This is a genomic window from Aeribacillus sp. FSL K6-8210, assembly GCF_037963925.1.
Classification (GTDB): domain Bacteria; phylum Bacillota; class Bacilli; order Bacillales; family Aeribacillaceae; genus Aeribacillus; species Aeribacillus composti.
The window spans coordinates 350,417-372,617 of sequence record NZ_CP150172.1 but is presented as its reverse complement, the minus strand read 5'-3'; the positions used below and the strand labels follow the sequence as shown (position 1 = coordinate 372,617).

At 39.1% G+C, this 22,201-nt stretch carries 18 protein-coding genes, 2 pseudogenes and 2 other annotated features; of the genes and pseudogenes, 4 read left to right on the top strand and 16 right to left on the bottom strand.

The window, feature by feature from the left end:
• Nucleotides 1-10: 10 nt before the first annotated feature.
• From NSQ41_RS01850 to NSQ41_RS01835, 4 genes are all read right to left on the bottom strand, one after another.
• Entirely contained in the window at nt 11-1,438 is a 1,428-nt protein-coding gene (locus NSQ41_RS01850) for a PH domain-containing protein (protein WP_063388224.1), read from the bottom strand.
• Nucleotides 1,428-1,907, bottom strand: a complete 480-nt coding sequence (locus NSQ41_RS01845) for a PH domain-containing protein (RefSeq protein WP_063388223.1) — start codon at nt 1,905-1,907, stop codon at nt 1,428-1,430. The genes NSQ41_RS01850 and NSQ41_RS01845 overlap by 11 nt, the downstream gene beginning before the upstream one ends.
• Before the next feature lie 136 nt (nt 1,908-2,043).
• Nucleotides 2,044-3,423 carry a DEAD/DEAH box helicase gene (locus NSQ41_RS01840; protein WP_063388241.1) on the bottom strand — a complete coding sequence of 460 codons (1,380 nt, stop codon included), beginning with the start codon at nt 3,421-3,423 and terminating at the stop codon, nt 2,044-2,046.
• Between the two features lie 371 nt (nt 3,424-3,794).
• The gene (locus NSQ41_RS01835) at nt 3,795-3,938 is read right to left on the bottom strand and encodes a ribbon-helix-helix domain-containing protein (protein WP_339198465.1); all 144 of its coding nucleotides are present in this window, start codon (nt 3,936-3,938) and stop codon (nt 3,795-3,797) included.
• An 88-nt stretch (nt 3,939-4,026) separates the two neighbouring features.
• Between NSQ41_RS01835 and tnpB the strand changes: the two genes are divergently transcribed.
• Nucleotides 4,027-5,148 (top strand): IS200/IS605 family element RNA-guided endonuclease TnpB, encoded by a 1,122-nt coding sequence (gene tnpB, locus NSQ41_RS01830; RefSeq protein WP_339210888.1) that lies wholly within the window; start codon nt 4,027-4,029, stop codon nt 5,146-5,148.
• A 63-nt stretch (nt 5,149-5,211) separates the two neighbouring features.
• Here the strand turns inward: tnpB and murF are convergent, their stop codons facing one another.
• Nucleotides 5,212-6,576: a UDP-N-acetylmuramoyl-tripeptide--D-alanyl-D-alanine ligase gene (gene murF, locus NSQ41_RS01825; RefSeq protein ID WP_339198460.1), complete on the bottom strand. Its 1,365-nt coding sequence runs from the start codon at nt 6,574-6,576 to the stop codon at nt 5,212-5,214.
• 56 nt (nt 6,577-6,632) lie between these two features.
• Complete coding sequence (locus tag NSQ41_RS01820; protein WP_339198457.1) at nt 6,633-7,730, bottom strand: D-alanine--D-alanine ligase; 1,098 nt, start codon at nt 7,728-7,730, stop codon at nt 6,633-6,635.
• A gap of 160 nt (nt 7,731-7,890) precedes the next feature.
• On the opposite strand from NSQ41_RS01820, the gene NSQ41_RS01815 reads away from it, so the two are divergent.
• Nucleotides 7,891-8,211 carry a thioredoxin family protein gene (locus NSQ41_RS01815; protein WP_063388220.1) on the top strand — a complete coding sequence of 107 codons (321 nt, stop codon included), beginning with the start codon at nt 7,891-7,893 and terminating at the stop codon, nt 8,209-8,211.
• Nucleotides 8,212-8,434: 223 nt separating this feature from the next.
• On the opposite strand, the gene NSQ41_RS01810 is transcribed toward NSQ41_RS01815, so the two are convergent.
• Both NSQ41_RS01810 and NSQ41_RS01805 read right to left on the bottom strand, forming a co-directional pair.
• On the bottom strand, nt 8,435-9,229 hold the full coding sequence (locus tag NSQ41_RS01810) for an HAD-IA family hydrolase (protein WP_339199943.1): 795 nt from the start codon (nt 9,227-9,229) through the stop codon (nt 8,435-8,437).
• 141 nt (nt 9,230-9,370) lie between these two features.
• Nucleotides 9,371-10,441: a branched-chain amino acid aminotransferase gene (locus NSQ41_RS01805; protein WP_063388219.1), complete on the bottom strand. Its 1,071-nt coding sequence runs from the start codon at nt 10,439-10,441 to the stop codon at nt 9,371-9,373.
• A 185-nt stretch (nt 10,442-10,626) separates the two neighbouring features.
• Nucleotides 10,627-10,879 (bottom strand) — a binding site (T-box leader).
• Between the two features lie 54 nt (nt 10,880-10,933).
• Nucleotides 10,934-11,183 (bottom strand) — a binding site (T-box leader).
• Between the two features lie 188 nt (nt 11,184-11,371).
• On the opposite strand from NSQ41_RS01805, the gene NSQ41_RS01800 reads away from it, so the two are divergent.
• A complete protein-coding gene (locus NSQ41_RS01800) occupies nt 11,372-11,851 on the top strand; it encodes a ferritin-like domain-containing protein (protein WP_066247086.1) in 480 nt (159 codons plus the stop codon).
• A 6-nt stretch (nt 11,852-11,857) separates the two neighbouring features.
• Here the strand turns inward: NSQ41_RS01800 and NSQ41_RS01795 are convergent, their stop codons facing one another.
• From NSQ41_RS01795 to NSQ41_RS01765, 7 genes and pseudogenes are all read right to left on the bottom strand, one after another.
• Nucleotides 11,858-13,273, bottom strand: a complete 1,416-nt coding sequence (locus NSQ41_RS01795; RefSeq protein WP_339210886.1) for an FMN-binding glutamate synthase family protein — start codon at nt 13,271-13,273, stop codon at nt 11,858-11,860.
• On the bottom strand, nt 13,266-14,402 hold the full coding sequence (locus tag NSQ41_RS01790; protein ID WP_339210884.1) for a GerAB/ArcD/ProY family transporter: 1,137 nt from the start codon (nt 14,400-14,402) through the stop codon (nt 13,266-13,268). Before NSQ41_RS01790 ends, NSQ41_RS01795 begins: the two co-directional genes overlap by 8 nt.
• Nucleotides 14,403-14,428: 26 nt before the next feature.
• Entirely contained in the window at nt 14,429-15,625 is a 1,197-nt protein-coding gene (locus NSQ41_RS01785) for a Ger(x)C family spore germination protein (protein WP_339210882.1), read from the bottom strand.
• Between the two features lie 124 nt (nt 15,626-15,749).
• Nucleotides 15,750-16,613 carry a VOC family protein gene (locus NSQ41_RS01780; protein ID WP_339210880.1) on the bottom strand — a complete coding sequence of 288 codons (864 nt, stop codon included), beginning with the start codon at nt 16,611-16,613 and terminating at the stop codon, nt 15,750-15,752.
• 29 nt (nt 16,614-16,642) lie between these two features.
• Nucleotides 16,643-18,052: a HAMP domain-containing sensor histidine kinase gene (locus tag NSQ41_RS01775; RefSeq protein WP_063388213.1), complete on the bottom strand. Its 1,410-nt coding sequence runs from the start codon at nt 18,050-18,052 to the stop codon at nt 16,643-16,645.
• Nucleotides 18,042-18,740 carry a response regulator transcription factor gene (locus NSQ41_RS01770; protein ID WP_339210878.1) on the bottom strand — a complete coding sequence of 233 codons (699 nt, stop codon included), beginning with the start codon at nt 18,738-18,740 and terminating at the stop codon, nt 18,042-18,044. The genes NSQ41_RS01775 and NSQ41_RS01770 overlap by 11 nt, the downstream gene beginning before the upstream one ends.
• A 450-nt stretch (nt 18,741-19,190) precedes the next feature.
• A pseudogene (locus NSQ41_RS01765) lies at nt 19,191-20,114 on the bottom strand (reverse transcriptase domain-containing protein); the annotation flags it as partial.
• 77 nt (nt 20,115-20,191) lie between these two features.
• Between NSQ41_RS01765 and NSQ41_RS01760 the strand changes: the two are divergent.
• A protein-coding gene (locus NSQ41_RS01760) for an IS3 family transposase (protein WP_339210876.1) occupies nt 20,192-21,363 on the top strand; the annotation gives its coding sequence in 2 pieces (ribosomal slippage) (nt 20,192-20,450 and nt 20,450-21,363; 1,173 coding nt in all).
• A gap of 116 nt (nt 21,364-21,479) precedes the next feature.
• Here NSQ41_RS01760 and NSQ41_RS01755 read toward each other — a convergent pair.
• Nucleotides 21,480-21,812: pseudogene (locus tag NSQ41_RS01755) on the bottom strand (group II intron reverse transcriptase/maturase); the annotation flags it as partial.
• Nucleotides 21,813-22,201 lie beyond the last annotated feature (389 nt).

Here is a 22,201-nt window from a genome sequence, read left to right as displayed (position 1 = left end):
ATGGGAGCTTCTAAACTTGTCCTTCACTTCTTCTTGAAAACCATTTATAAATTTCCATTCCGTCCTTTTCCTCGAGGTTTTTAACAGCAAAAAAGCTTCCAGTAGACTTGGAAATAATACTGCACTGAACAGAAGTCAGATCTTTTTGTCTCTGAAAATAGGATTGTTTCAATTCCAATGATTGAATCCGCTTTTTTTCGAAAAAGACGGTTGTCTTATTCAACACGCGGAAAGACAGCGTCAATTCTTTTCCATTTAAATACCAACCTGTATCTTTATATTGAAAATATCCGAGCACCAGTGCAAAAGGAATGAGAATAAGTGATAAGTAGCCCCATGGTTTAAAAAACAAGCATAAAGGGACGGCTATGAGAAGTGATAAAATCAGCATACGGAGCAAAAATCTGGACAGCGCACGCCGCGGAACCGGGTGCAGTGTCTCGTTTATCGTCAAATGAAAAAAGCTTTCAACCTTTTCTTTAACTTGTTTCTTCCGAATTAACGGAAACAAAATGGTCTCGACATCCTTGTCACTTCCGCCTCCCGCCGATTCAATATGTACAGTTGCATATCCAAAAGGCTGGCGCAGCCAATTTTCTGTTACTTTAATTGCTTGAATACGATCTATTGGTATAGAAATCTGTTTTTTTTCAAAAATGCCACTTGAAATAATAATCTGTCCGGCTTCTTCTCGAACTGTAAAATCTCCGTACTGGAGTAAAACCCCGATAAAGCTTATAATCCACGCAATGATCAAACCAATCAAACATAAGATGACAATCATCGTCACACTTGCATGGACAATCCATTCCAGCTTGTCAAATATTTTTTCGTACGGAATAATTTCATCAAATTGGCTTAAAAAGGCTACGATTGACAGAGCAACCCCTAAGCCGCTTGAAGTTGCTGCAGTAATAAGCAGTTCGTTAAAGCTTATTTTGTAAAGAACCCTTCCTTCTTCCAGTTTGTCTTGCTCTGCTTCTCCTTGTGCTATTTGTCTTTTTTGCTCCTTGATGATTGTCCGAATCTGTTCTGCCTCTTCTTTCCGTATGGCGCTAAGTTCAACCTCTGCTTCGCCCATGCCGCCCGCTGTTTCGATTTCAAGCTTCACTACACCGAAGAGGCGCTGGATGAAACCGGCGGTTACATTTATGGATTGAATTCTTTCAATCGGTATATATCGATTTTTTTTTAAAAAAACGCCCTGCTCAACACGAAATTCATTTTCTTCAATGCGATAAGTAAATTTCAACCAATTTAACACACTGGAAATGATCGTGAGTATAAGTGCTAGAATCGTTCCGATCAATAAAAACGACCGGATGTTTCCTATGTTTGTGACAAACAAGAAAATATTCGTTACTATAATTTCTTTAATCGCCTTCGCAATTTTCACTAAAACAGCTACGGGATGCAATCTTTTCTGATCATACATCATCCTTCGCCTCCCGTGCCAATTTCGAGATATAATCGCGAAGCTGATCCGCTTCTTCCATTTCCAGGGCAGGAATCTCGTGAACCGTTGCTGCAGTGGAAATAGTTACAGTCGCCAAGTTATATTTTCTTAAAATCGGTCCTTGTGAGGTATCTACATGCTGAACTCTCACCATTGGAACAAGCACACGGGTAACTGTAAACAATCCATGCTGCAAATCCAGTTCATTCTCATGAACTTCATATCGCCATATTTTCAACCGAATATTTGGAAAAATGAAAATGGAACAAATAGAAGACACCAACCAAATAATTGCCAATATAGGAATAATCCATTTCGGCCAGTTGAAAAAAAATATCAATAAAGATATGCCTATGATCACCAGCAACTCAACGATGCTCCAAATAGCCGCAGTGATCTTCCATACAGTAACAGCTTTAGGACTAATGCGATTTTGTGGTTCGCGCCGCAAGTTTTTCCCTCCCTTGTCTCCTTCTGTAAAAAATTACGTTTCATTTAGGCAAAAAGTTTCAAATATATAAAAAGGAGGCAGCTCCAAGTTTTGGAATGCCTCTTTTTCCATGTCTGATTATTCTTTTTCATTCCAATTATTTTGGGCTAGCCGATCCTTTTGTCGATCTTGCTGAATGAAAGGAGCGTTTCCGTCCAACCCGTTTGTTTTTTAAATCAAGCTTTCGTTTATTTCTGCTTTTTTCTTTCTTCATAGGGAGAGGAGGTTCCTCCGTCAATTTTACAGGTGTCGTATCCGGCTCCTTCGTTAACATTTTAATAGCTGCTGCAAGCAATGGGACGGAATCATATTTTTCCAATAGCTCCGCAGCAAAATTTTTATACTGATCTAAATTTTCAGTTTCCACTACAGAGCAAATTTTTTCGACCGTCATTTTTTGTTTTCCTACTAGTGCTTCATCTAAAGTAGGAGGACGCATTCGATCCATTTTTCTTTTTGTTGTATGCTCAATGGTTTCCAAAATACCGCGTTCCCTTGCGGTTATAAACGTCATCGCTTTTCCTGACTTCCCAGCCCGTCCTGTTCTTCCAATTCTATGCACATAGCTTTCAGGGTCTTGAGGTACATCAAAATTATATATATGGGTGATACCAGATATATCAAGCCCTCTGGCTGCTACGTCTGTTGCAACAAGTACATCAATGGCTCCATTTTTAAATTTGTTCAAAACAGATAAGCGTTTCGCTTGGCTTAAATCGCCATGAATTCCTTCTGCTGAATAGCCGCGGACATTTAATGCTTCAGAAAGTTCGTCCACTCGGCGCTTTGTCCTGCCAAACACAATCGCAAGCTCCGGTGATTGCAGATCAAGAAGTCTTGTCAAAACGTCAAATTTTTGTTTTTCAGGCACTTCTAAATAATATTGCTGCACATTTGGAACCGTTACTTCTTTCGCTTTTACACGGACATGAGTCGGATTTTTCATAAAGCGTTCTGCAATTGATTTAATTGGACCAGGCATTGTCGCAGAAAATAGAAGGGTTTGACGCTCCCTAGGAATATTTGAAAGAATGTGCTCAATATCATCAATAAACCCCATGTTGAGCATTTCATCCGCTTCATCTAAAACGACAGTGTGCACAGAATCAAGCCGCAGCGTATTGCGCCGTATGTGATCCAATAACCTTCCAGGTGTTCCAACAATGATGTGGGGAGGCTTCTTCAAAGCCCGAATCTGCCTGGAAATGTCCTGGCCTCCGTAAATCGGCAATACTCTTGTCCGTTTATCATAGCCGATTTTATATAACTCTTCTGATACTTGTATAGCAAGTTCCCGTGTTGGGGCTATCACAATCGCTTGAACAGCTGAATCATGAACATTAATTTTTTCTACTAAAGGGATGCCAAAAGCTGCTGTTTTTCCTGTCCCTGTTTGCGCTTGTCCAATGATGTCTTTATTGTTCAAGCCTAAAGGGATCGCCTGCATTTGAATGGGAGTCGCTTCTTCAAAGCCCATTCTTTTTATTGATTTTAACAGCTCCGGACTCAACCCGAACTGGTGAAACAAATTTGTCAATTTTTCCAAACTCCTTTAAGACTTTTATTAAGCGCTGCTGGATAAAAAGGCTCTTGTGCGTATTTTCTAGAAACTGTAAGCTTATCATAGTCGTGAGAATAGTGTAAACTCCGATTTTTGCTGGAAAGTACGCATAGGGATTTTTATCCATTCACCGCAGGTGTTATCATACCATTTCCATCAATCTATTTCAACTTACCGCACTATAGATAAAAAAGCATAAAAACAAAAGCACAAGCAAAATGATGTTTTATTTTATTTTATAAGGTGGGCGTAAAACCCCTATACCTTTAGGTTAGGGGATGTAAGCCCTAATTTTTGTCCAACTGTTCGAGTGCATATTGAATGAGATAAATAATTGTTTGGGTACGAGTTGTAAAACCTTTCTTTTCTTTGAATTCGTCAATTCGTTTCAGTAACTCTTTTGGATAACGCATATTCAAAACTTGCGACATTTTTTTAAAACCCCCATTGTGTATTAAAATAATACATGATATAATCAATGTATATTATAATAATACACAAACAGGGAGGTGAAAATCAATGATGATAAATAAGGTGTATAAATTTAGAATCTACCCAAACAAAGAACAAGAAATATTAATTAATAAAACATTTGGTTGCTGTCGATTTGTATTTAATCATTTTTTAGCAAAATGGAATGATATTTACAAGGAAACAGGTAAAGGATTAACTTATAACGCTTGTTCTTCTCAATTAACACAACTAAAAAAGGAATTAGTGTGGTTAAAAGAAGTAGACAGCATCGCTCTTCAATCATCACTCAAAAACCTTGTGGATGCGTACAATCGTTTTTTCAAGAAACAAAACGATAAACCACGTTTCAAGTCTAAGAAGAATAAGGTTCAATCTTACACGACTAAGTATACAAACGGAAATATAGCCATTATAGATAACAAAATTAAGCTACCTAAACTTGGTCTTGTTAAGTTTGCCAAAAGTCGAGAAGTAGAAGGTCGTATTCTTAGTGCGACTGTTAGACGAAATCCAAGTGGCAAATACTTTGTGTCCATTTTGGTTGAAACAGAAGTACAAGAGTTGCCGAAAACAGGTTCAGCCGTTGGCATAGATGTTGGCTTAAAGGACTTCGCTATTCTTTCTGATGGAACAAAATATACAAACCCTAAATGGTTTCGTAAGCTAGAAAAGAAATTAGCAAAAGCACAACGTATTCTTTCAAGACGTAAGAAAGGTAGTTCTAATTGGAATAAGCAACGAATTAAAGTTGCTCGCATCCATGAAAAGATTGCCAATACTCGTAAGGATTATTTAGACAAAATTTCAACCGAGATTGTCAAAAACCACGACATTATCGGGATAGAAAATTTGTCTGTTAGTAATATGCTTAAAAATGGTAATCTTGCAAAGGCAATCAGTGAAATATCATGGTCACAGTTCAGAACCATGTTAGAGTACAAAGCAAAGTGGTACGGAAAGCAAGTTGTAACGGTGGCGAAAAATTTTCCATCTAGTCAGCTTTGTTCGTGTTGTGGCTACCAAAACAAAGACGTTAAAAATCTTGCGTTGCGTGAATGGGAGTGCCCTAATTGTTATACCCATCATGACCGAGATATTAACGCAAGTATCAATATCAAAAATGAAGCCATAAGGCTTCTAACCGTAGGAACTACGGGGATAGCTTAGTAAATTAAGGTTCGTTAGAACCTTCTACCTAAGAATCCACTGCGGCTTTAGCCTAGTGGTAGTTCAATCTTTCATTAATGCATGAACAACATCTTCCAGCTTCATTCCTCTGGACGCTTTCACTAACACAAGATCTTTTGAGCCTAGAGCTTTCTTTAATTCATGAATGAGTTCATCTTTGTCAAAAAACACATGAATTTTTCTTTCATCTATAACTTTCTTTGCACCAACGGCAATTTCTTTTCCGAGTTTTCCAAATGTAAAGAGGTGATCAATTTCTTGATCAGACAGCATCATTCCTACTTCTTGATGAAGTTCAACTTCTCTTTCGCCAAGCTCCAGCATATCCCCTAAGACAAGAATTTTTTGCGAATATCCTTTTAGACCATGGACTAGATCAATGGCTGCTTTCATCGCTGTAGGATTCGCGTTATATGCATCATTTATGATGGACAGACCGTTCTTCGTTTGAATCAATTCAAGTCTCATGTTTGTTATTTTCAAATCGCGAAGCCCTTTTTCAATACGATCCAGTCCGATCTTTAGCAGTTCTCCAACAGCGATCGCTGCCAATGCGTTTAAAACATTGTGACGGCCTAAAACAGGGATAAAAAAAGGCTGTTCAGCTATATTGGCGCGAAACCGTGTTCCTTCACCCAACAGCTCCATTGATGTCGGAAAAAGATTATTGTTTTTATTTTCTCCAAACGTTACGGTTTGACATGAATAGTCTTTTTTTAACAAAGGCTCATCACCATGATAAATGAGCGTTCCATTCTCTTTTAAACCCTTTATAATTTCAAGCTTTGCTTCCGCAATCCCTTCACGAGAGCCTAAATCTTGTAAATGAGCATCGCCGATATTGGTAATGACGGCTATATCAGGACGTGCAATTGATGATAATAATTCAATTTCTCCCTTAGCATTCATGCCCATTTCTAATACGGCCACTTCTGTATCTTCAGGCATATCTAATATTGTTAAAGGCAGACCGATATGGTTGTTGAAATTCCCTTTCGTTTTATGCACGCGATACCGAGTGCCCACAACCGATGCGATCATATCTTTTGTCGTTGTTTTGCCATTAGAGCCTGTAATCCCTACTACTTTTGGGTTTACTGCCAACAAATAGTGAGAAGCAATCTGCTGCAATGCTGCCAAGGTATCGTCGACAATGATCAATGGTTTGTCTTGCGGCGGATTCGGGACTGATCTAGACCATAAGGAGGCATGAGCACCATTTTCGAACGCTTTCTCGACAAAGTCATGTCCATTAAACTTTTCGCCAATAATGGGTACAAATAAGTTTCCTTTACGGACATTCCGCGAATCAGTCGTTACTCCTTCGATGGTAATCTTCTCAAATTCCTCTTTTAATTCTGCGTTGTTTGCCATCTGCTTAATTGCTGATAATTGCCGTTTTATCATGCTTTTTTGTTCTCCTTTCAAAAGGCGGCTTTACACAGCCGCCCTAAGAACGATCTTTAAATAGTATACTTGATTCTCTGTTTTAGTTCATATCGCTCGATTCCAAGCTGAACCAATTTTTCAATCAACGCCGGATAATCGATGCCGCTGTGCTTCCATAAAAGAGGGAACATGCTAAACGGCGTAAATCCAGGCATTGTGTTCACTTCATTGATCAACGGTGTTCCGTCTTTTCTCAAGAAAAAGTCTGCCCGAACAAGTCCAGAACCATCGATAGCTTTAAATGCTTTCAGCGCCATTTTCTTGATTTGTTCATATTGCTCTTCCGTTATGTCAGCTGGAATAATGAGTTCCGTATCTCCGTCTTCATATTTCGCTTTATAATCGTAAAACTCTTTTTTCGGAGCAATTTCCCCAACAACAGAGCAGATCGGTTCATCATTTCCAATTACTCCGATTTCAACTTCCCTTCCATCAATACTTTCTTCAATAATCAGCTTCCGATCATACAGAAACGCTTCTTCAATAGATTGAATGAGCGATTGCCGATCTTTTGCCTTGCTGATACCTACGCTTGAGCCGAGGTTGGCTGGCTTTACAAAGCAAGGATACCCGAGCTGCTCCTCGACTTTTTGAAAAACCTTCTCTTTATCTTTTTCCCAGTCTTTGCTCGTAAACCAAACGTACTTTGCCTGAGCAAGTCCTGCTTGGGCAAATAAATTTTTCATAATGATTTTATCCATTCCCGCTGCTGAAGCCAAAACTCCATTCCCAACATAAGGTATATTCAGCAATTCCAGCATTCCTTGTATCGTTCCATCTTCACCATTCGGTCCATGCAATAGCGGAAATACGACATGGACTGGATCAGCGCTTCCTGGAGCGTTAAATAGCTCTTGACTGAAAGGTACCGGCAAATGTTCACCTTTTTCTCCAGCTTCGGAATTTCCCGCTAGAAACTTCAAGTCTTCTACTCTTTCAACTGGACCGTTCAATTGCTTTCCTTTTACCCATTGCCCTTGCTCCGTAATGTAAATTGGATGTATGTCAAATTTATTTTTATCGAGAGCGTTTATTACTGCCCGAGCTGTTTGTAATGATACTTGATGCTCGGCAGATTTGCCCCCATATACAAGCGCCAGTTTGATTGCCATTTATTTTTTCCTCCCGTTTTGAAAAAAATCATCTGTTTTATTTTATCATTATATAGGTTGTTTTTGTTATCATTGCCGAACAATTTATTTGCGGGAGAAAAAAATTCACTTCTTCTTTACCATGAATTAAAATAAATACGAAGGAAGGAGGGGTTATCCAATGAAGCCAATAGAGACAGCAGAACAGTTTGAACAAGTGATTCAGAGCAATCAAGAAACCATCATCAAGTTTTTTGCCGATTGGTGCCCTGATTGCAAAAGAATGGACATGTTTATCGGCGACATTTTAGAAGAATACGGTCAATATGAATGGTATGAGATCAATAAAGATCAATTCCCCGACCTAGCTGAAAAATATCAAGTAATGGGAATTCCAAGCATTTTAATTTTTAAAAACAACGAAAAAATCGCTCATCTGCACAGCGCATACGCAAAAACACCTGAGGAAGTGAAAGAATTTTTAGGCTCGCATCTTAAATAAAGAAAAAGCCGCTGGGGGTGTCTAATAAGTCGTTTTTACGGCTTATTGACGCCCCCATGAATGTTTTAGAAACGTTGATATATCGGTGTTTATGATTTTTTGTTTTCAATGGCGATTTGATTTTCTAAGACAGCCCTTTCATAAAAAGCACGAATCTAAAAAAACTGGACTTCGGATGTTTTTTCATCCAGTCCAGCCTCATTCTTTTCCTATCAAAGTATTTCTATTCCTTTTTTAAATCCTCTAAAACCGTCAATAAATCTCTTAATTGGCTGATTTCATAGTCTGGAGTGACATCTCCGCTAAGCTCCAACTGCTTTCGATTTATCCAAACAGACCGGATATTTGTCCGTGATGCCCCAAGTATGTCAGTGCTCAGTTTGTCTCCAACCATTACCACTTCATTGCTTTGAACACCCATTAAGTTTAGTGCGTGTTCAAAAATTGACGGATCAGGCTTACCTTTGCCGAACTCACCTGAAATGACAATATGCTCAAAATACGATGAGAGAGCAGAAACACTAGCAATCTTTTCTTTTTGCAGGCTTGGATCCCCGTTTGTTAAAAGAAGCAAACGATAGTTTTGTTTCAGCTGTTCTAATACTTCAAATGTATCTTCATATACGAGCGGTCTTTTGCGCCGTTCTGCATGAAAAAGCTCAGCCAGCTTTTCCCCGAATTCAGCATCATCTATACCGACCGCCTTCAAACCGTTCGTCCAAGCATCTTTTCTGTAAACAGGCGCCAATTGATTAAGCTTCCCAAACTGTTCGTGCACGATTTCGCTAAAATTTGCCCAAAGGCCTTCAAACGGATTGATGCCAATCATTTTTGTAAATGGATATGTTTCATAAGATTCATACAATTTTCTCGCTTCTTGACGAACCGCTTCCTCAAGCTGTTTTGAATCAACCCCGTATTGTTCTTCGGCTGTGGTGCAAACATATTGGAATGTGTCGCTGACGCTTTTTTCATCCCAAAGAAGTGTATCATCTAAGTCAAAAAAAACAGCTTTAATCAATCATCTATCTCCTCTCCATATTCTGTTCCATTCTTACCTAAAAACAATTTTTTGACACTGCCAATATTTCTGATTCGAAAGCAAATAAAGATGGATGGCACCTTAATAAATTTTATTTGAAATCAATATAAAATTGAATTATACCTCTTTCGTCCAGCCGAACTTGTCTTCCGCTTTTCCGTATTGAATGTTCGTGATCGTTTCATAAAGCTTTTTAGAAAACTCGCCTGTTTCAGAATTATTCAATAGCATTTTATGCTCATTCCATTTCAGCTCTCCGACCGGCGAAATTACCGCTGCTGTTCCTGTTCCGAAAACTTCTTCCAATTCCCCGTTTTTGTAGGCATTGAAGATATCTTCTATTGAAATGCGTTCTTCATGCACCGGTACTCCCCAATCTTTCACTAGCTGGATAACGGAGTCTCTTGTTATACCGCTCAAAATGCTTCCGTTTAATTTTGGCGTGTACACTTCACCGTTGATTTTGAAGAAAATGTTCATGCTTCCAACTTCTTCTACATATTTATTTTCTTTTCCATCGAGCCAGAGCACCTGATCGTATCCTAATTCCTCCGCTTTTTTTTGGGCGTATAAGCTAGCTGCATAGTTTCCGGATGTTTTAACATGACCAACTCCTCCCGGTACAGCGCGAACATATTCATCTTCAACATAAATTTTTACAGGAACGAGCTGACGGCCTGAATAGTAAGCTCCAACTGGCGACAGGATAATCATAAACTTGTATTCGCTTGCTGGTCTAACTCCTAAATATGGTTCCGTTGCAATGATGAACGGTCTGATATATAAAGAAGTGCCTTCTTTATTTGGAATCCAATCTCTTTCCACTTCAACAAGCCGCACAATGGCTTCCAATACTAAATCAGGGTCAATGGGCGGAATACACATTCGTTCGCAAGAGCGGTTCAATCGCTCTATATTTTTATCCGGTCTGAATAACAATGTGCGACCGTCATTCGTTTTATAAGCTTTCAGCCCTTCAAAAATTGCTTGCCCGTAATGAAATACCATTGCTGACGGCGAGAGCACCAACGGTTCAAACGGCACTATACGAGGGGAATGCCACCCTTGCACCTTATTATAATCCAATATAAACATGTGGTCTGTAAAATGTTTTCCAAATCCTAACGACTCAAGATCAGGCTTCTCTTTTAACCGGTCCGATTTAATAAATTCAATAACTTGATTCATGTTCATCCATCCTTTCTCATTATTTTAATTTTATTGTGCGCTGCTGACTAGACCTATTTGGTTGCCAATTTTTATTGAATGCTTGATTGGCTAAATCGGGCTTTTCTTTTAGCGGGCAGCATGGCGACATAGCCAATTAAAAAAACATGCCCCAGCAATCACCAACGCATAAAACATCGGTTGATTGCTGGGGCGAGATGCTTCGCGGTACCACCCAGCTTCTCTGTATTCCTCACAGAATACAGACTCAGCAAGTCACACATAGATGACTTTCTTCGTAACGGAAGATCCGTTGTTTTATACTTTGGCAAAAAGCCATTTCTAAAACAAGGCTCCAAGGCGATCTTCAAAGAGAGATAACGGCTGGCCTTTCAGCCTATGGGTCAGCTCTCTAATACGTCATCGCTCTCTTCTACTGCTCCTTTTCCTCACCTTTTTCATATGAAATTATCAAAATAAAAACTCGCCCCAATCCAAAAAGAAATATTGGATTGTTGAGGCGAGTTTTTCGCGGTACCACTCAACTTTTCTGTATTCCTCGCGAAATACAGACTCAGCAAGTCACGTACATGACTTTTCTTGATAACGGAAGAACCGTTGCTTTATACTTTAGCTTGCGCTATTTCTAAAACAAAGCTCCAAGGTGACCTTCAAAGAGTGGTGAACGACTGACCTTTCAGCCTGCGGGTCAGCTCTCTATGCGCCACCGGCCTCTTTTACTGCTCCTTTTCTTTGCTTTTCTTATCTGAAAATAATTTATTTAGTAAATAATTTTGAAAATGATTATATAACCTCTTTCGTTTTAAGTCAATAAGAATTTAGTTTTTAACAAAAATTTGTTTCCGACACGTCTCGATTTCACCCAATTCATCACTTTTTCTCTATATCTGAATAAACTGACATAAGAAAAATGAAAGGTGGGATATTTGCATGTATGCTAATACACATTATGTAAACTACTATTATCCAGTTTACGACCACAGCTTCATTAGACAAAATAGAAACAACAGCTCCATTGACAATATACTGAAGGCTATCTTAAACGGAATTTCTTCTGAAGCAAGTGCTATTGATTTTTACACAAGATTGGCAAAGGCGGCGGAAACTTCTGAACAGAGACAGGCAATTGAACATGCACTAGAAGACGAAAAAATACATTTACGAACATTCACGCAGCTTTATCAAACATTAACAGGAAAAAAACCGGTTTATCAAACAAAAATAACTCGATTCCGAAATTTCCAAGAAGGTCTGCGGATCGCTTATGAACAAGAATTGGAAGCATATGAGACATACCGCGATAATTATTTATCTACACAAGATCCAATGATTCGAGATGCTTTCTTTAGAGCCATGACTGATGAAATTGAACATGCGTTAAGATTTAGCCACGTACTAAACAAGAAATAGTCGAAATCAATTTTTGCTTCCAGTCATATGAGCGGTCTCATTTGGATCAAATGCTAAAGGGACTTTTGTAATTTTACTTGTTGTTTCATCAAGTGCGACAAGATCACTTTTGTTCACATCATGAACATTTGTTTTCCCTAAACCTTTGACAGCGACCTGTATTTCTTCCGAAAATGACGTTAAAAAATTAGATAAATAATATGCTGCCTCCTCTTTATTAAATTGATCCGCCATTCTTCCGCTATAAAAGGCCAATACCGTCGGTGGCTCAAATGGTATTGTTTTTACGACCTGTGTATGCGTCATTGCCCATAAAGCAGCAGTTCCTATATAAACAGCGTCTGCTCCAAGCGCCAAAGCCTTCAATGCATCCCCGGGTGTATTGATTCCGCCGCCAATCAATAAGCTCACTTTTCCTTTCATTTCTCTTTTTGTTATATAGTGGACAGCCCTAGTCAATGCATAAATCGTCGGCAATCCGAAATCATCTTGTATGATCGGCGCCGATCCTTTTGTACCTGCCTGACCGCCATCAATCGAAATAAAATCCACACCTGCCAAAAGTCCGTATTCAATATCTTCTTCAAGCCTGTTGCTTGCACAAATTTTGATTCCGATCGGGACTCCTCCAGTGAGTTGTTTTAATTCTTTTACAACCTTTCTTAAATCGTTCGGACTGTTCCATTCATTGAATCTTCTTGGAATAACTGCGGTCTCATCCGGTTTTAAACCTAATATATCACGGGCTTTTCCTTGCAAAAATTCAGGTGAAATTCTTGCCGGGACAGCAGCTGAAGCTCCTTGTCCAATATGGATTTCCACAGCATCTGCCTGTTTTAATACATCTGCATTTTTCCCCCAATTCGCAGTGTGGTATTGAACGATCAAATGCTTTGCCCGTTCACGTTCCTCTTGCAAAAATCCCCCTTCACCAATGTTACAGGCTGTTCCGACAACGGCCGTTCCCCAGGCTTGGGCAATTCGAACTTGTTCGCTTACGCCAAGACCGTATGCCATCCCGCCAAGCAAAACAGGCATATCAATTGTGAGAGGTTTTTTGGCCAAGGGACCAATAACCGTTTTCATTTCCACTTTTGCGTCCTCTTTTGCTGGAAAAACAGCGAGCTGAGCGGGTGAAAAGACGAGTCCGTCAAAATTAAGAAATTTTCGCGGGCTACCAAACGGGCGGTCAATAATTTTCCCTTCTGCAGCCCTCAAGCTGTTCTCAACGACAATCCTTGGACTTATCCGCGTAAAGGCACTGACCATTTCCCATACATTTTCCATATAGGGATCACCCATGAGAATTTTTGTAAACGATGAAGTAGCTCTTTTAATAAGAGGGCGAATAGTTAATAACACGATCACATATGTCAGCAAGGGACTTAATAATAATGCGCCTATTACCAAAAATTCATTCATCCTTCATCGATCCTTTTGAATAAGGTTGTAGATGCTTTCTTTTTTGCCGTTTGCCGCGAATGGCTATGATCACCAACAATATACAAGGAATAATAATTAAAATCGGCAGCTCAATGAACAATGGAAGCTTTTCCTTTAAAAGTTCTTTTTTCTCGATCTCATTTTCCGCACTTACAATTGCAATGACAAAAATCATAATCGCTGCAGGCAGTATAAAAGGCTGGTGCTTTTGTTTTTTAAACAGCTCCGCCATTCCTACAACTCCTGCATAAAAAAAAATATTTAATTTTATGAAAAGGCCGATAAATAAAGTTAAAATGACAATCGGATCCATTCTCTGAAAAAAGTCGCCGACATTGATTTTTTGGGCTGTATCAAGCAAAGGAAGATCGGCTAATTCCGTTCCGTACACCCCAAGCACTGCAATAGTTAATGCAAAAGTCCATGAGACGGCCAAACCGCTGAATAAAACCGATAACGTTCCAATTCGCACACCGTTCTGAGGTTTGTTTAAGTATGGAAGTATCATGAAAAAGACAACCATTTCGCTATAAGAAATGATAGACGGAAACACCGCTTTGATTAAAGGAAATAAGCCATCTTCTAAAATTGGCAAAAGATGTATCGGATCAACAATTCCGGAGGCAAACACTAAAAAATTTCCCATTATCCCTAGAGTGATCATGATAAAGAAAAGCAGCTGGGCAACTCTTGCGAACACTTCAATTCCTAAAAAGCATGAATAAGAAATAAGTAAAACTCCAATCAATAAAACCACTTCAATAGGCGTTTCAGGCAAAAGATATTTAATCATGTTATCCCCAGTATCCCGCAATATAAAGCCGGCGATTAAGATAAAATAAAAATTATATATGATTGAAAGCACTGTACCAACAATTTTCCCTGTGTTTTCCAAAAATATTCCTGTCAAGGTGAGGTTTGGAAAACGATTATAAATTGGCCCGTAAATCAATAAAATAAGGAGAATGTTAATTCCGGAAACAACTAACACGGCGATCCAATTATTTTGCTTTACTTCCAATCCTAGCCCTGTGACAATCAGACTTCCAAATTGAAACAAAAACATAAATGAAAACATCTGTAACCCATCGATTTTTGCTTTTTCCATATAAAATTCCTTCCATTTCCCTGCTCTCAATCCTCCAGCTTGTGAAGCGGAGGATTGTTGATCGTGCCTGTTCTTCGTATTTTGACATCAACAGTAGTTTTTATTGGAAGTTCAGTGAACGTTTCCTTCCAATGTTTTTTTATTTTTTTCCAATTTTTATAATCGTCCCGATACAACGCTTTTCCAAAACCGAAAGCATCGACTCGGTAATCTTGCTGAACATTCGAAAGAACTTTTTCAACTTCTTGTTTTATTTCTTCTTCCGTCTTTTTTTCTATCTTTCTTATCGTTTTTGTATTTGTTATTGTGAGATGCTTGCATTGTACATCCGCTACATTTCCTTGAGCCTCTATATGAACTTCACCAACGGGATTGCCTTTATGCATTTTTGTTTTTAGCTGGCTTTTTGCAGAAAAAATGTCAATGCTTATCTTTCCGTCATTCTTGCATGAAATTTCTTCGATCGTCCGATGCACTTTGCCGATAATATAATGAAGTCCTCTGCTCTGTTGTTCATCCAGCCAGCCTATTAATCGGTCTTGGTGAAACAAAGCGATTCCTTTAAATTTTAATTTTGCTTCAGGGTCAATTTGTTCATAATTGGCTTTCGTTTCACCGACTTGCTGATTGCCTTCTACTGATATTCCTGTCAGTTTCACTTCGATCCCTTCGCTGCTTAAATCCGATAACAATTGATCAAGAGTTACAGATATTGTCGGCGCCCATTGCTTATCTGATAATTCAAGAGAATTAAAAAGCTGGTTCGCCGGGATATCTTCTAACGCTGTTAAAATTTTTAAAATATCCCCTGCCTTGGCATCCTTTGCAACAGTTATATAAAAATCTGTTCTCATTTCATGATCGCGTGACAAAAGATCAAGCACCTCCCCAATTCCCTCTTTTGCTAATTCCTCACCGATTACTAAAATCCGCAAATGAGACGAGTAAATTCTCCTTGGAACAGCAGTGGTCATTCGCCGTATAGCTTCAATGATGGTGTGACCTTTCTCTTGATAAGTCATAACAGGAGTTTTATCCCCTTTACTCATCAGCATGGCAATTTGACTAGGGTTTACTATTTGCGAGGTCACCACATACTGGTCTCCTTCTTTATCGATCCCTAAACCCACTTGAATGGCAATCGTGTTTAATTCTCTTCGGTTCCAGCAGCCGGATAACAACAACAAAACAACAGCAAATAAAAGCATCTTTTTGAATTTCATTTTTGCTTAACTCCAGCATTTTTATTTCTTGTTAATATTTGCATTTTTCGTTTTTTTATTCTTAATGCAAGAAAAATTTGCACAAAAAAAAAGACGCCAATGCGTCCATGTTCATGATCGATTTTTAATGAGCTGTCGTTATTTCAATTTGATTTCCGGAAGGATCGATCGTGTATATTTTTCCATCTTTTTCAGTTATACGTGCATTTATTTCTTTTAATCTCTTGATCACCTGATCTTTTTCTTCCTTATTCGGCAAAATGATTGTGAACCATTTAAGCCCGACACTATTCTCAGGAGGCTTTGGAGCCCCTATACCGTTCCAAGTATTTAACGCAATATGGTGATGGTATTTGCCGCTAGAAATAAATAATGCATGAGATCCATATTTTGATGTCATTTGAAAACCGAGGCCTTTACAATAAAATTGTTCTGCTTCATCTAAATAGGCAACATGCAAATGAACATGACCAATAATGGTTGCTTCAGGCATCCCTTGCCAGCCCTCTGGATCTCTTTCAGAAAATAAATCGTTTATATCTAACGGAATCGTGTCCATCACAACTTGATTTTGATTCCATTCCCAATTCGCCGACTTTCGATCAGCATAAATTTCAATGCCGTTTCCATCCGGGTCTGCCAAATAGACCGCTTCACTGACCAAATGATCGGAAGCACCCTGCAGCGGATAGTTCATTTGAATGAGATGATAAAGGGCATTAGCTAAATCTTTCCTTTCCGGCAATAAAATGGCAAAATGATATAACCCTGTCGTCCGGACTTGTTTTCTTATGACATTATCCGGTTGTTCGACAATCAATAGCGGCTTCTTTCCATCAGCAGAAAAAACGACTTTATTTTCCTTTTGCTCTAATATTTTAAACCCCAATAAATTGTGGTAAAACGCAATAGATCTCTTAAGATCCTCCACTTTGATCGATACTCCCCCGATATATTTATTGGGCGAACGATGAAATTCAAGCTCCATGTATTATCCAATCCCTTCTACAAGATTCTTTAGCTTTTGACAGGCAGTTTAATCTCAAATTTCGTTCCTTTGCCTTTTTTACTTGTCACGTTGATTTCTCCTTGATGCAGGAGCACTAACTGCTTCACAATTGAGAGTCCTAACCCGAATTCCCCGTATTTATTGTTTGTTCTTGACAGATCTGCTTTGTAAAATCTCTGCCAAATGTTTTCAATTTCTTTTTCGTCCATTCCGATCCCGGTATCTTCGATTTCAATGATTGTTTCCTTATATCCAGGTTTCCCCCGCAAAAATATTTTTCCGTTTTGTGTAAACTGAATGCTATTTTTAACAATATTGATCAAAATTTGAATGAGGCGATCATAATCAGCATAAATGATTTCATTTTCATCCGCTTCAATGATCATAATGTTATTTTTCTCCTCAGCTTGTGAAAGAAGCTGTTCCTTCACAATTTCAAACACATCAATTAACTGTATAGGTTCTATATTTAGCTTTACTTGATTCGACCGAATTTTTTCATAGTCCAAATTTTCATTAACTAGCCGAATCAGCCTTTTTGCCTCTTGGCTTACTAATTGAATGCCTCTTTCTTTTTCTTCTTCAGGAATCATATCGCTTTTTAATCCTTCAATGACACCGCTGATCGTTGTAAGAGGAGTTTTCAACTCATGAGAAACATCTGCAATAAACTGTCTCCTTCTTTTTTCAAGCCTGCTTATTTCCTCCTGAGAAGCTTTAAGCTTTTTTACCATTTCATTAAAGTCGCTTGCCAGCTCACCAATTTCATCGATTTTGGAGGCATTCACCTGGACGTCATAGTTTCCAGATGACACCATTGACGTTGCTTCACGAATCCTCTGAATTCTCCGAACATGCAGCTTCGATAAAAGACCGCTTAGCAAAAATGAAACCGTCAACGAAATTAAAATTGTATAAAATAAAAACTGATTAATGTCGCTGATGGTCTCTCTTGAACCGCTTATCGGCGAAACTAGGAGAACTCCTCCCATCAGCTCCCCGTTCACGATGAATGGCAAAGAAACGAAGGATACCGCCTGATCAAACCGTTTTAAATCTTGCTTGACCACGACAATTTTGCCATCCTCCAAACTCTCCCATTCTTTTTCTGACATTGTGAACCGCGGGAAAAAGCCAGCTTCCGGATAAAAAATTTCGCCTTGTTGATTAAACACACTGAACATAATATTTCGTGTCCTCAGCACCTGCCGGTATTGATCCAAAATCCGGTTTCCACCCCAATTATCGCGGCTATAATCATGTAAAATGTTTTGGCCGTAGGCAATCAATTCTTCTACTTTATTTTGATAAACATAGTTTTCAACATATTTTGCAAAGGAAAAGCTCAAAATCAAGAATGCAATGACTAAAACTCCTATATGGCTAATAAGCAGCTGATACATATATTTAAGTTTCATCGTGCTTCACCGATTCGTCGAATTTATATCCCACCCCCCAAACCGTGTGAAGGAAGTTTTGCGCTTCAGGCCCGAGCTTCTTTCTCAGCCTTTTCATGTGGACATCAACCGTTCTTTCATCCCCGTAAAATTGATACCCCCATATACTTTCCAGCAACTGCTCTCTCGTAAATACTTGGCGCGGATGTGTGAGAAAATGATAAAGGAGGTCAAACTCTTTTGGAGTTAGGTTATTAATCGATTGTCCTTTAAAATACGCTTCTCTTGCATCTTTGTCCACTTTAAAGTGTTTGGTTGTCACAATGTTTTTTTGACGAGGTTCTTGCTTGTTATATCTTCTCGCCACTGCCTTTATTCTCGCCATTAGTGCAATCGGGCTAAACGGTTTCGTGACATAATCATCGGCTCCCATTTCAAGTCCGATCACTTGATCGGATTCACTGTCTTTGGCCGTCAACATAATAATCGGAACACCATACTCTTCCTCTCGTATTTTCCTGCAAAGGGATACACCATCCATCCCTGGCAGCATCCAATCAATGATGAGCAAATCCCATTTGCCGCTTTTAAATTTTTTGTAGCCCTCCAATCCGTCATGAATAAACTCCCCCTCGATGCCTTCTTTCATAAAAAACATTTCGAGCATCGAACAGACGCTTTCATTATCTTCAATCACCAATATTTTCATTCGTTATCCTCCCGCAAAAACAATCTCTATTTTCAAAATAAACGAGCCGGTAATCAGAATCAACCGCCGCAGCCTCTGTTCCGATAAATTAATTTTTCCATAACAGTTTGTCATAATTTGTTCATCTGTTTTAGATAAGCTTACTCATGAAAAACAGCAACGGAGGGAGAGGATAAATGAATTTTTTAAAGGCGCTGTTGAGCATATCGTCCAAAAGGCAAAAGCCTTTAAAATTATCATTTTTCCCATCATATATGTGTACTTGTCCTTTCAAAGTCTTGGCGACGTACGATCCGGCCATTGCAACCATTGCATATGCGGCATTTTCAACTAAAAGCTGAACCTGAAAAATGGGGTTTCAGCCTAATCATAAAAAATCGAGTAGGAGGGGGTGACTAACCCCCGACCTCTCACACCACCGTACGTACCGTTCGGTATACGGCGGTTCAATTAAGTATGACGTAGTGCTTGATATCTTTCGAATAGACTTCTTAACCCTCGACGCTTCCAATAGGAGTTGTCGAGGGTTTTGTGTAGAATGGGACTGCAGGCAATCCGCCAATATTTCTTGCGTGTATTGCCCCATTCGAATGCTTTATGGCTTGGAACTTCTAATCCTCTGAGTTTCCGAATTCTTGTTTTCGGGGTTTTCCATTCTTTCCACAAACACATCCGAAGCCTTCGTCTAATCCATTCATCAAATTCTTTGAACTTACTTGGTGTTTCTGCCAAGGCAAAATATCCGCACCATCCCATTAAATACTTATTCAGTTTCTCAATCCTTTTCTCCATTGGATACGGTTTCGACCTTGATGTAATTTCACGGATCTTGTTCTTCAAACGTTTCACACTTTCGTTCGCAATCCGTACCTTTGGAGTCTTATTGAGTGTGAAGCTGAAACCGAGAAACTTCCGTTTCCAAGGACGGTCTACCGCCGATTTCTCTTTATTTACCTTGAGCTTTAACTCCTTCTCTATAAAGTTCGTAATGGAGTTCATGACACGAATTCCTGCTTTCTTTGTTTTCACATAGATGTTACAGTCATCCGCATACCGAACAAACTTATGTCCACGTTTCTCAAGCTCTTTATCCAATTCATGAAGCATGATGTTTGATAAAAGTGGACTAAGCGGGCCGCCTTGAGGCGTTCCCATGTCCGTTTCCATTACCACTCCATTGATCATCACGCCTGATTGAAGATACCGGCGAATTACCTTCAGTAGAATTCGATCTTTGATCGTTTTCGCCAAGATCCCCATCAGTTTGTCGTGATTCACCTTGTCAAAGAATTTCTCTAGGTCTATATCGACTACCCAACGATATCCTTCTTTGATATAACCCTTTGCTTCCCTAACCGCATCATGTCCCCTTCTGGTGTTAGTCTAAATTATGGACACACAGAATTGAGAAGTTTATAGTTAATATAATAATTCAAGGGAGTGTGGCCATAATGGCAAAGCGATTTGATAAAGAATTTAAAGAAGGAGCAGTAAAATTAGTTTTAGAAGGTGGAAAACAAATTACAGCAACGGCTAGACAACTAGATATTTCACCAAAAACCTTACATAGATGGGTGAGTGATTATAAAAAGGATCCAGTAAATAGTTTTGTTGGGAGTGGCAACTTAAAACCTGAGGATGCAGCTATGCGTGAATTAAATAAGCGTATAAAGGATTTGGAGGAAGAGAACGCAATCTTAAAAAAGGCTATGGGCATCTTCGCCAAAAACCAGAAGTAATATATGACTTCATTGAAAAACACCAACACGAGTTTCGTGTAGCGAAGATGTGCCAAGTATTAGGTGTTGCAAAAAGTGGATATTATGCTTGGAAAAAGCGTGAAAAGAGTCAACAAAAGAAACGAAAAGAAAAGCTAACAGCTAAGATTAAACGTGCACATTTAGAATCAAGAGGCCTATATGGTAGTCCTAAAATTACAAAGGTACTTAACGAACAAGGAACGAAGGTCTCACAAAAGACGGTCAGCCGTATTATGTGTGAGAACAATATTCGCTCAAAAACTATGAAAAAGTATAAAGCAACAACCAATTCGAAGCATAACTTGCCAGTTTATCCGAACTTATTAAATCAACAGTTTGAAGTAGACAAACCAGGTAAAGTGTGGGTTGGGGATATTACGTATATTTGGACTCGTGAAGGATGGCTGTATTTAGCTACGATAATGGACTTGTTTTCAAGGCGGATTATTGGTTGGTATATGAGTAAAAGAATGAACAAAGAGTTAGTAATAACAGCATTAGAACGAGCAATAAGAACTCAACCACCTAAGGAAGGGTTGGTCCATCATTCAGATCGCGGTAGCCAGTATGCATCTAAAGATTATCAAAAGTTATTACGTGAACATCATATCAAGACAAGTATGAGCAGAAAAGGAAATTGTTACGATAACGCTTGCATGGAATCGTTTCATAGCGTAATCAAGAAAGAACTTGTTTTTCTTCAAGACTATCAAACTCGTAAGCAAGCGGAACAAAGCATATTTGAATATATTGTGAGTTTTTATAATGATCAACGGATTCATTCTTCTAATAATTATATGTCTCCTATTGCGTATGAAAAACTCTATTACAGTAGGAATCAAGATATTACAACCTCTAGTTAAGATTGCGAGTGAAACTCTCAATCTTATCTAGAGGCCACCAAGCGAAAGCGCGGTAGAGTTCAAAGTGAAAATCTTAATTTTTTGTGTCCATATTATTGACATAATACCATTCTGCCTGGGCGGAAACCATAGCTATGGTTCGAGAAGGTCGGATCAAAGATTTTCGTCAAAACTTGGGCAATCGCTTGTTGGATGAAACGATCCGTCACGGTAGGGATCCCTAGAAGCCTTACTCCACCGTTCGGTTTCGGGATTTCGACCCGACGGACGGGTAAGGGCTTGTAGGTTCCTTCTCTCAACGACTGTCGAATGGAGTCCCAATTTTCGTAGAGGTGTCTTCGTAGGTCTTTTACGGACATGCCATCTACTCCGTGACCTCCTTTATTCTGTTCGACTCGTTTCAGTGCCGCCAGGAGATTTTCCCGTGACAAAATCATTTCCATCAACATTGATATCCTCTCCACGTGAACGAATTCTTCTATTTGTGCCATCTTCTGCTCCACCCTCTTGAAGTCCCCCGTGGGATTCACCACTTCCTCCTTCAAGTAAGTCCTATCGGATTGTCTGCTTCCACACAGAAGGTGAACGCCTAGCGATTCGTTCTCCTTAATTGTTCAGTCCTTCCTCTTCCATCTCGAGCTTGAAAGAGTACTATGACTTCTGCTGACTTCTGACTGTTCAGCTATCTATCACTAGATAGGTTACCAAGGTTACTTGGCGTGCCAGCCAGACCTCCCCGGGTAAGAGTGTAATCTTTCCTTCCATCCATCTGCTTCATTTACTCTGTATCACCTTCGGCAGAAAGGGCTTTGTTTTGTTGTGCAAACTCACCCAGTGA

Bases quoted from the DNA above. Each gene is read 5' to 3' on its own strand.
- NSQ41_RS01850 (WP_063388224.1), bottom strand. From the start codon at position 1,438: ATGATGTATGATCAGAAAAGATTGCATCCCGTAGCTGTTTTAGTGAAA.
- NSQ41_RS01840 (WP_063388241.1), bottom strand. From the start codon at position 3,423: ATGGGCTTTGAAGAAGCGACTCCCATTCAAATGCAGGCGATCCCTTTA.
- NSQ41_RS01835 (WP_339198465.1), bottom strand. From the start codon at position 3,938: ATGTCGCAAGTTTTGAATATGCGTTATCCAAAAGAGTTACTGAAACGA.
- tnpB (WP_339210888.1), top strand. From the start codon at position 4,027: ATGATGATAAATAAGGTGTATAAATTTAGAATCTACCCAAACAAAGAA.
- murF (WP_339198460.1), bottom strand. From the start codon at position 6,576: ATGATAAAACGGCAATTATCAGCAATTAAGCAGATGGCAAACAACGCA.
- NSQ41_RS01820 (WP_339198457.1), bottom strand. From the start codon at position 7,730: ATGGCAATCAAACTGGCGCTTGTATATGGGGGCAAATCTGCCGAGCAT.
- NSQ41_RS01815 (WP_063388220.1), top strand. From the start codon at position 7,891: ATGAAGCCAATAGAGACAGCAGAACAGTTTGAACAAGTGATTCAGAGC.
- NSQ41_RS01805 (WP_063388219.1), bottom strand. From the start codon at position 10,441: ATGAATCAAGTTATTGAATTTATTAAATCGGACCGGTTAAAAGAGAAG.
- NSQ41_RS01800 (WP_066247086.1), top strand. From the start codon at position 11,372: ATGTATGCTAATACACATTATGTAAACTACTATTATCCAGTTTACGAC.
- NSQ41_RS01795 (WP_339210886.1), bottom strand. From the start codon at position 13,273: ATGAATGAATTTTTGGTAATAGGCGCATTATTATTAAGTCCCTTGCTG.
- NSQ41_RS01790 (WP_339210884.1), bottom strand. From the start codon at position 14,402: ATGGAAAAAGCAAAAATCGATGGGTTACAGATGTTTTCATTTATGTTT.
- NSQ41_RS01785 (WP_339210882.1), bottom strand. From the start codon at position 15,625: ATGAAATTCAAAAAGATGCTTTTATTTGCTGTTGTTTTGTTGTTGTTA.
- NSQ41_RS01780 (WP_339210880.1), bottom strand. From the start codon at position 16,613: ATGGAGCTTGAATTTCATCGTTCGCCCAATAAATATATCGGGGGAGTA.
- NSQ41_RS01775 (WP_063388213.1), bottom strand. From the start codon at position 18,052: ATGAAACTTAAATATATGTATCAGCTGCTTATTAGCCATATAGGAGTT.
- NSQ41_RS01770 (WP_339210878.1), bottom strand. From the start codon at position 18,740: ATGAAAATATTGGTGATTGAAGATAATGAAAGCGTCTGTTCGATGCTC.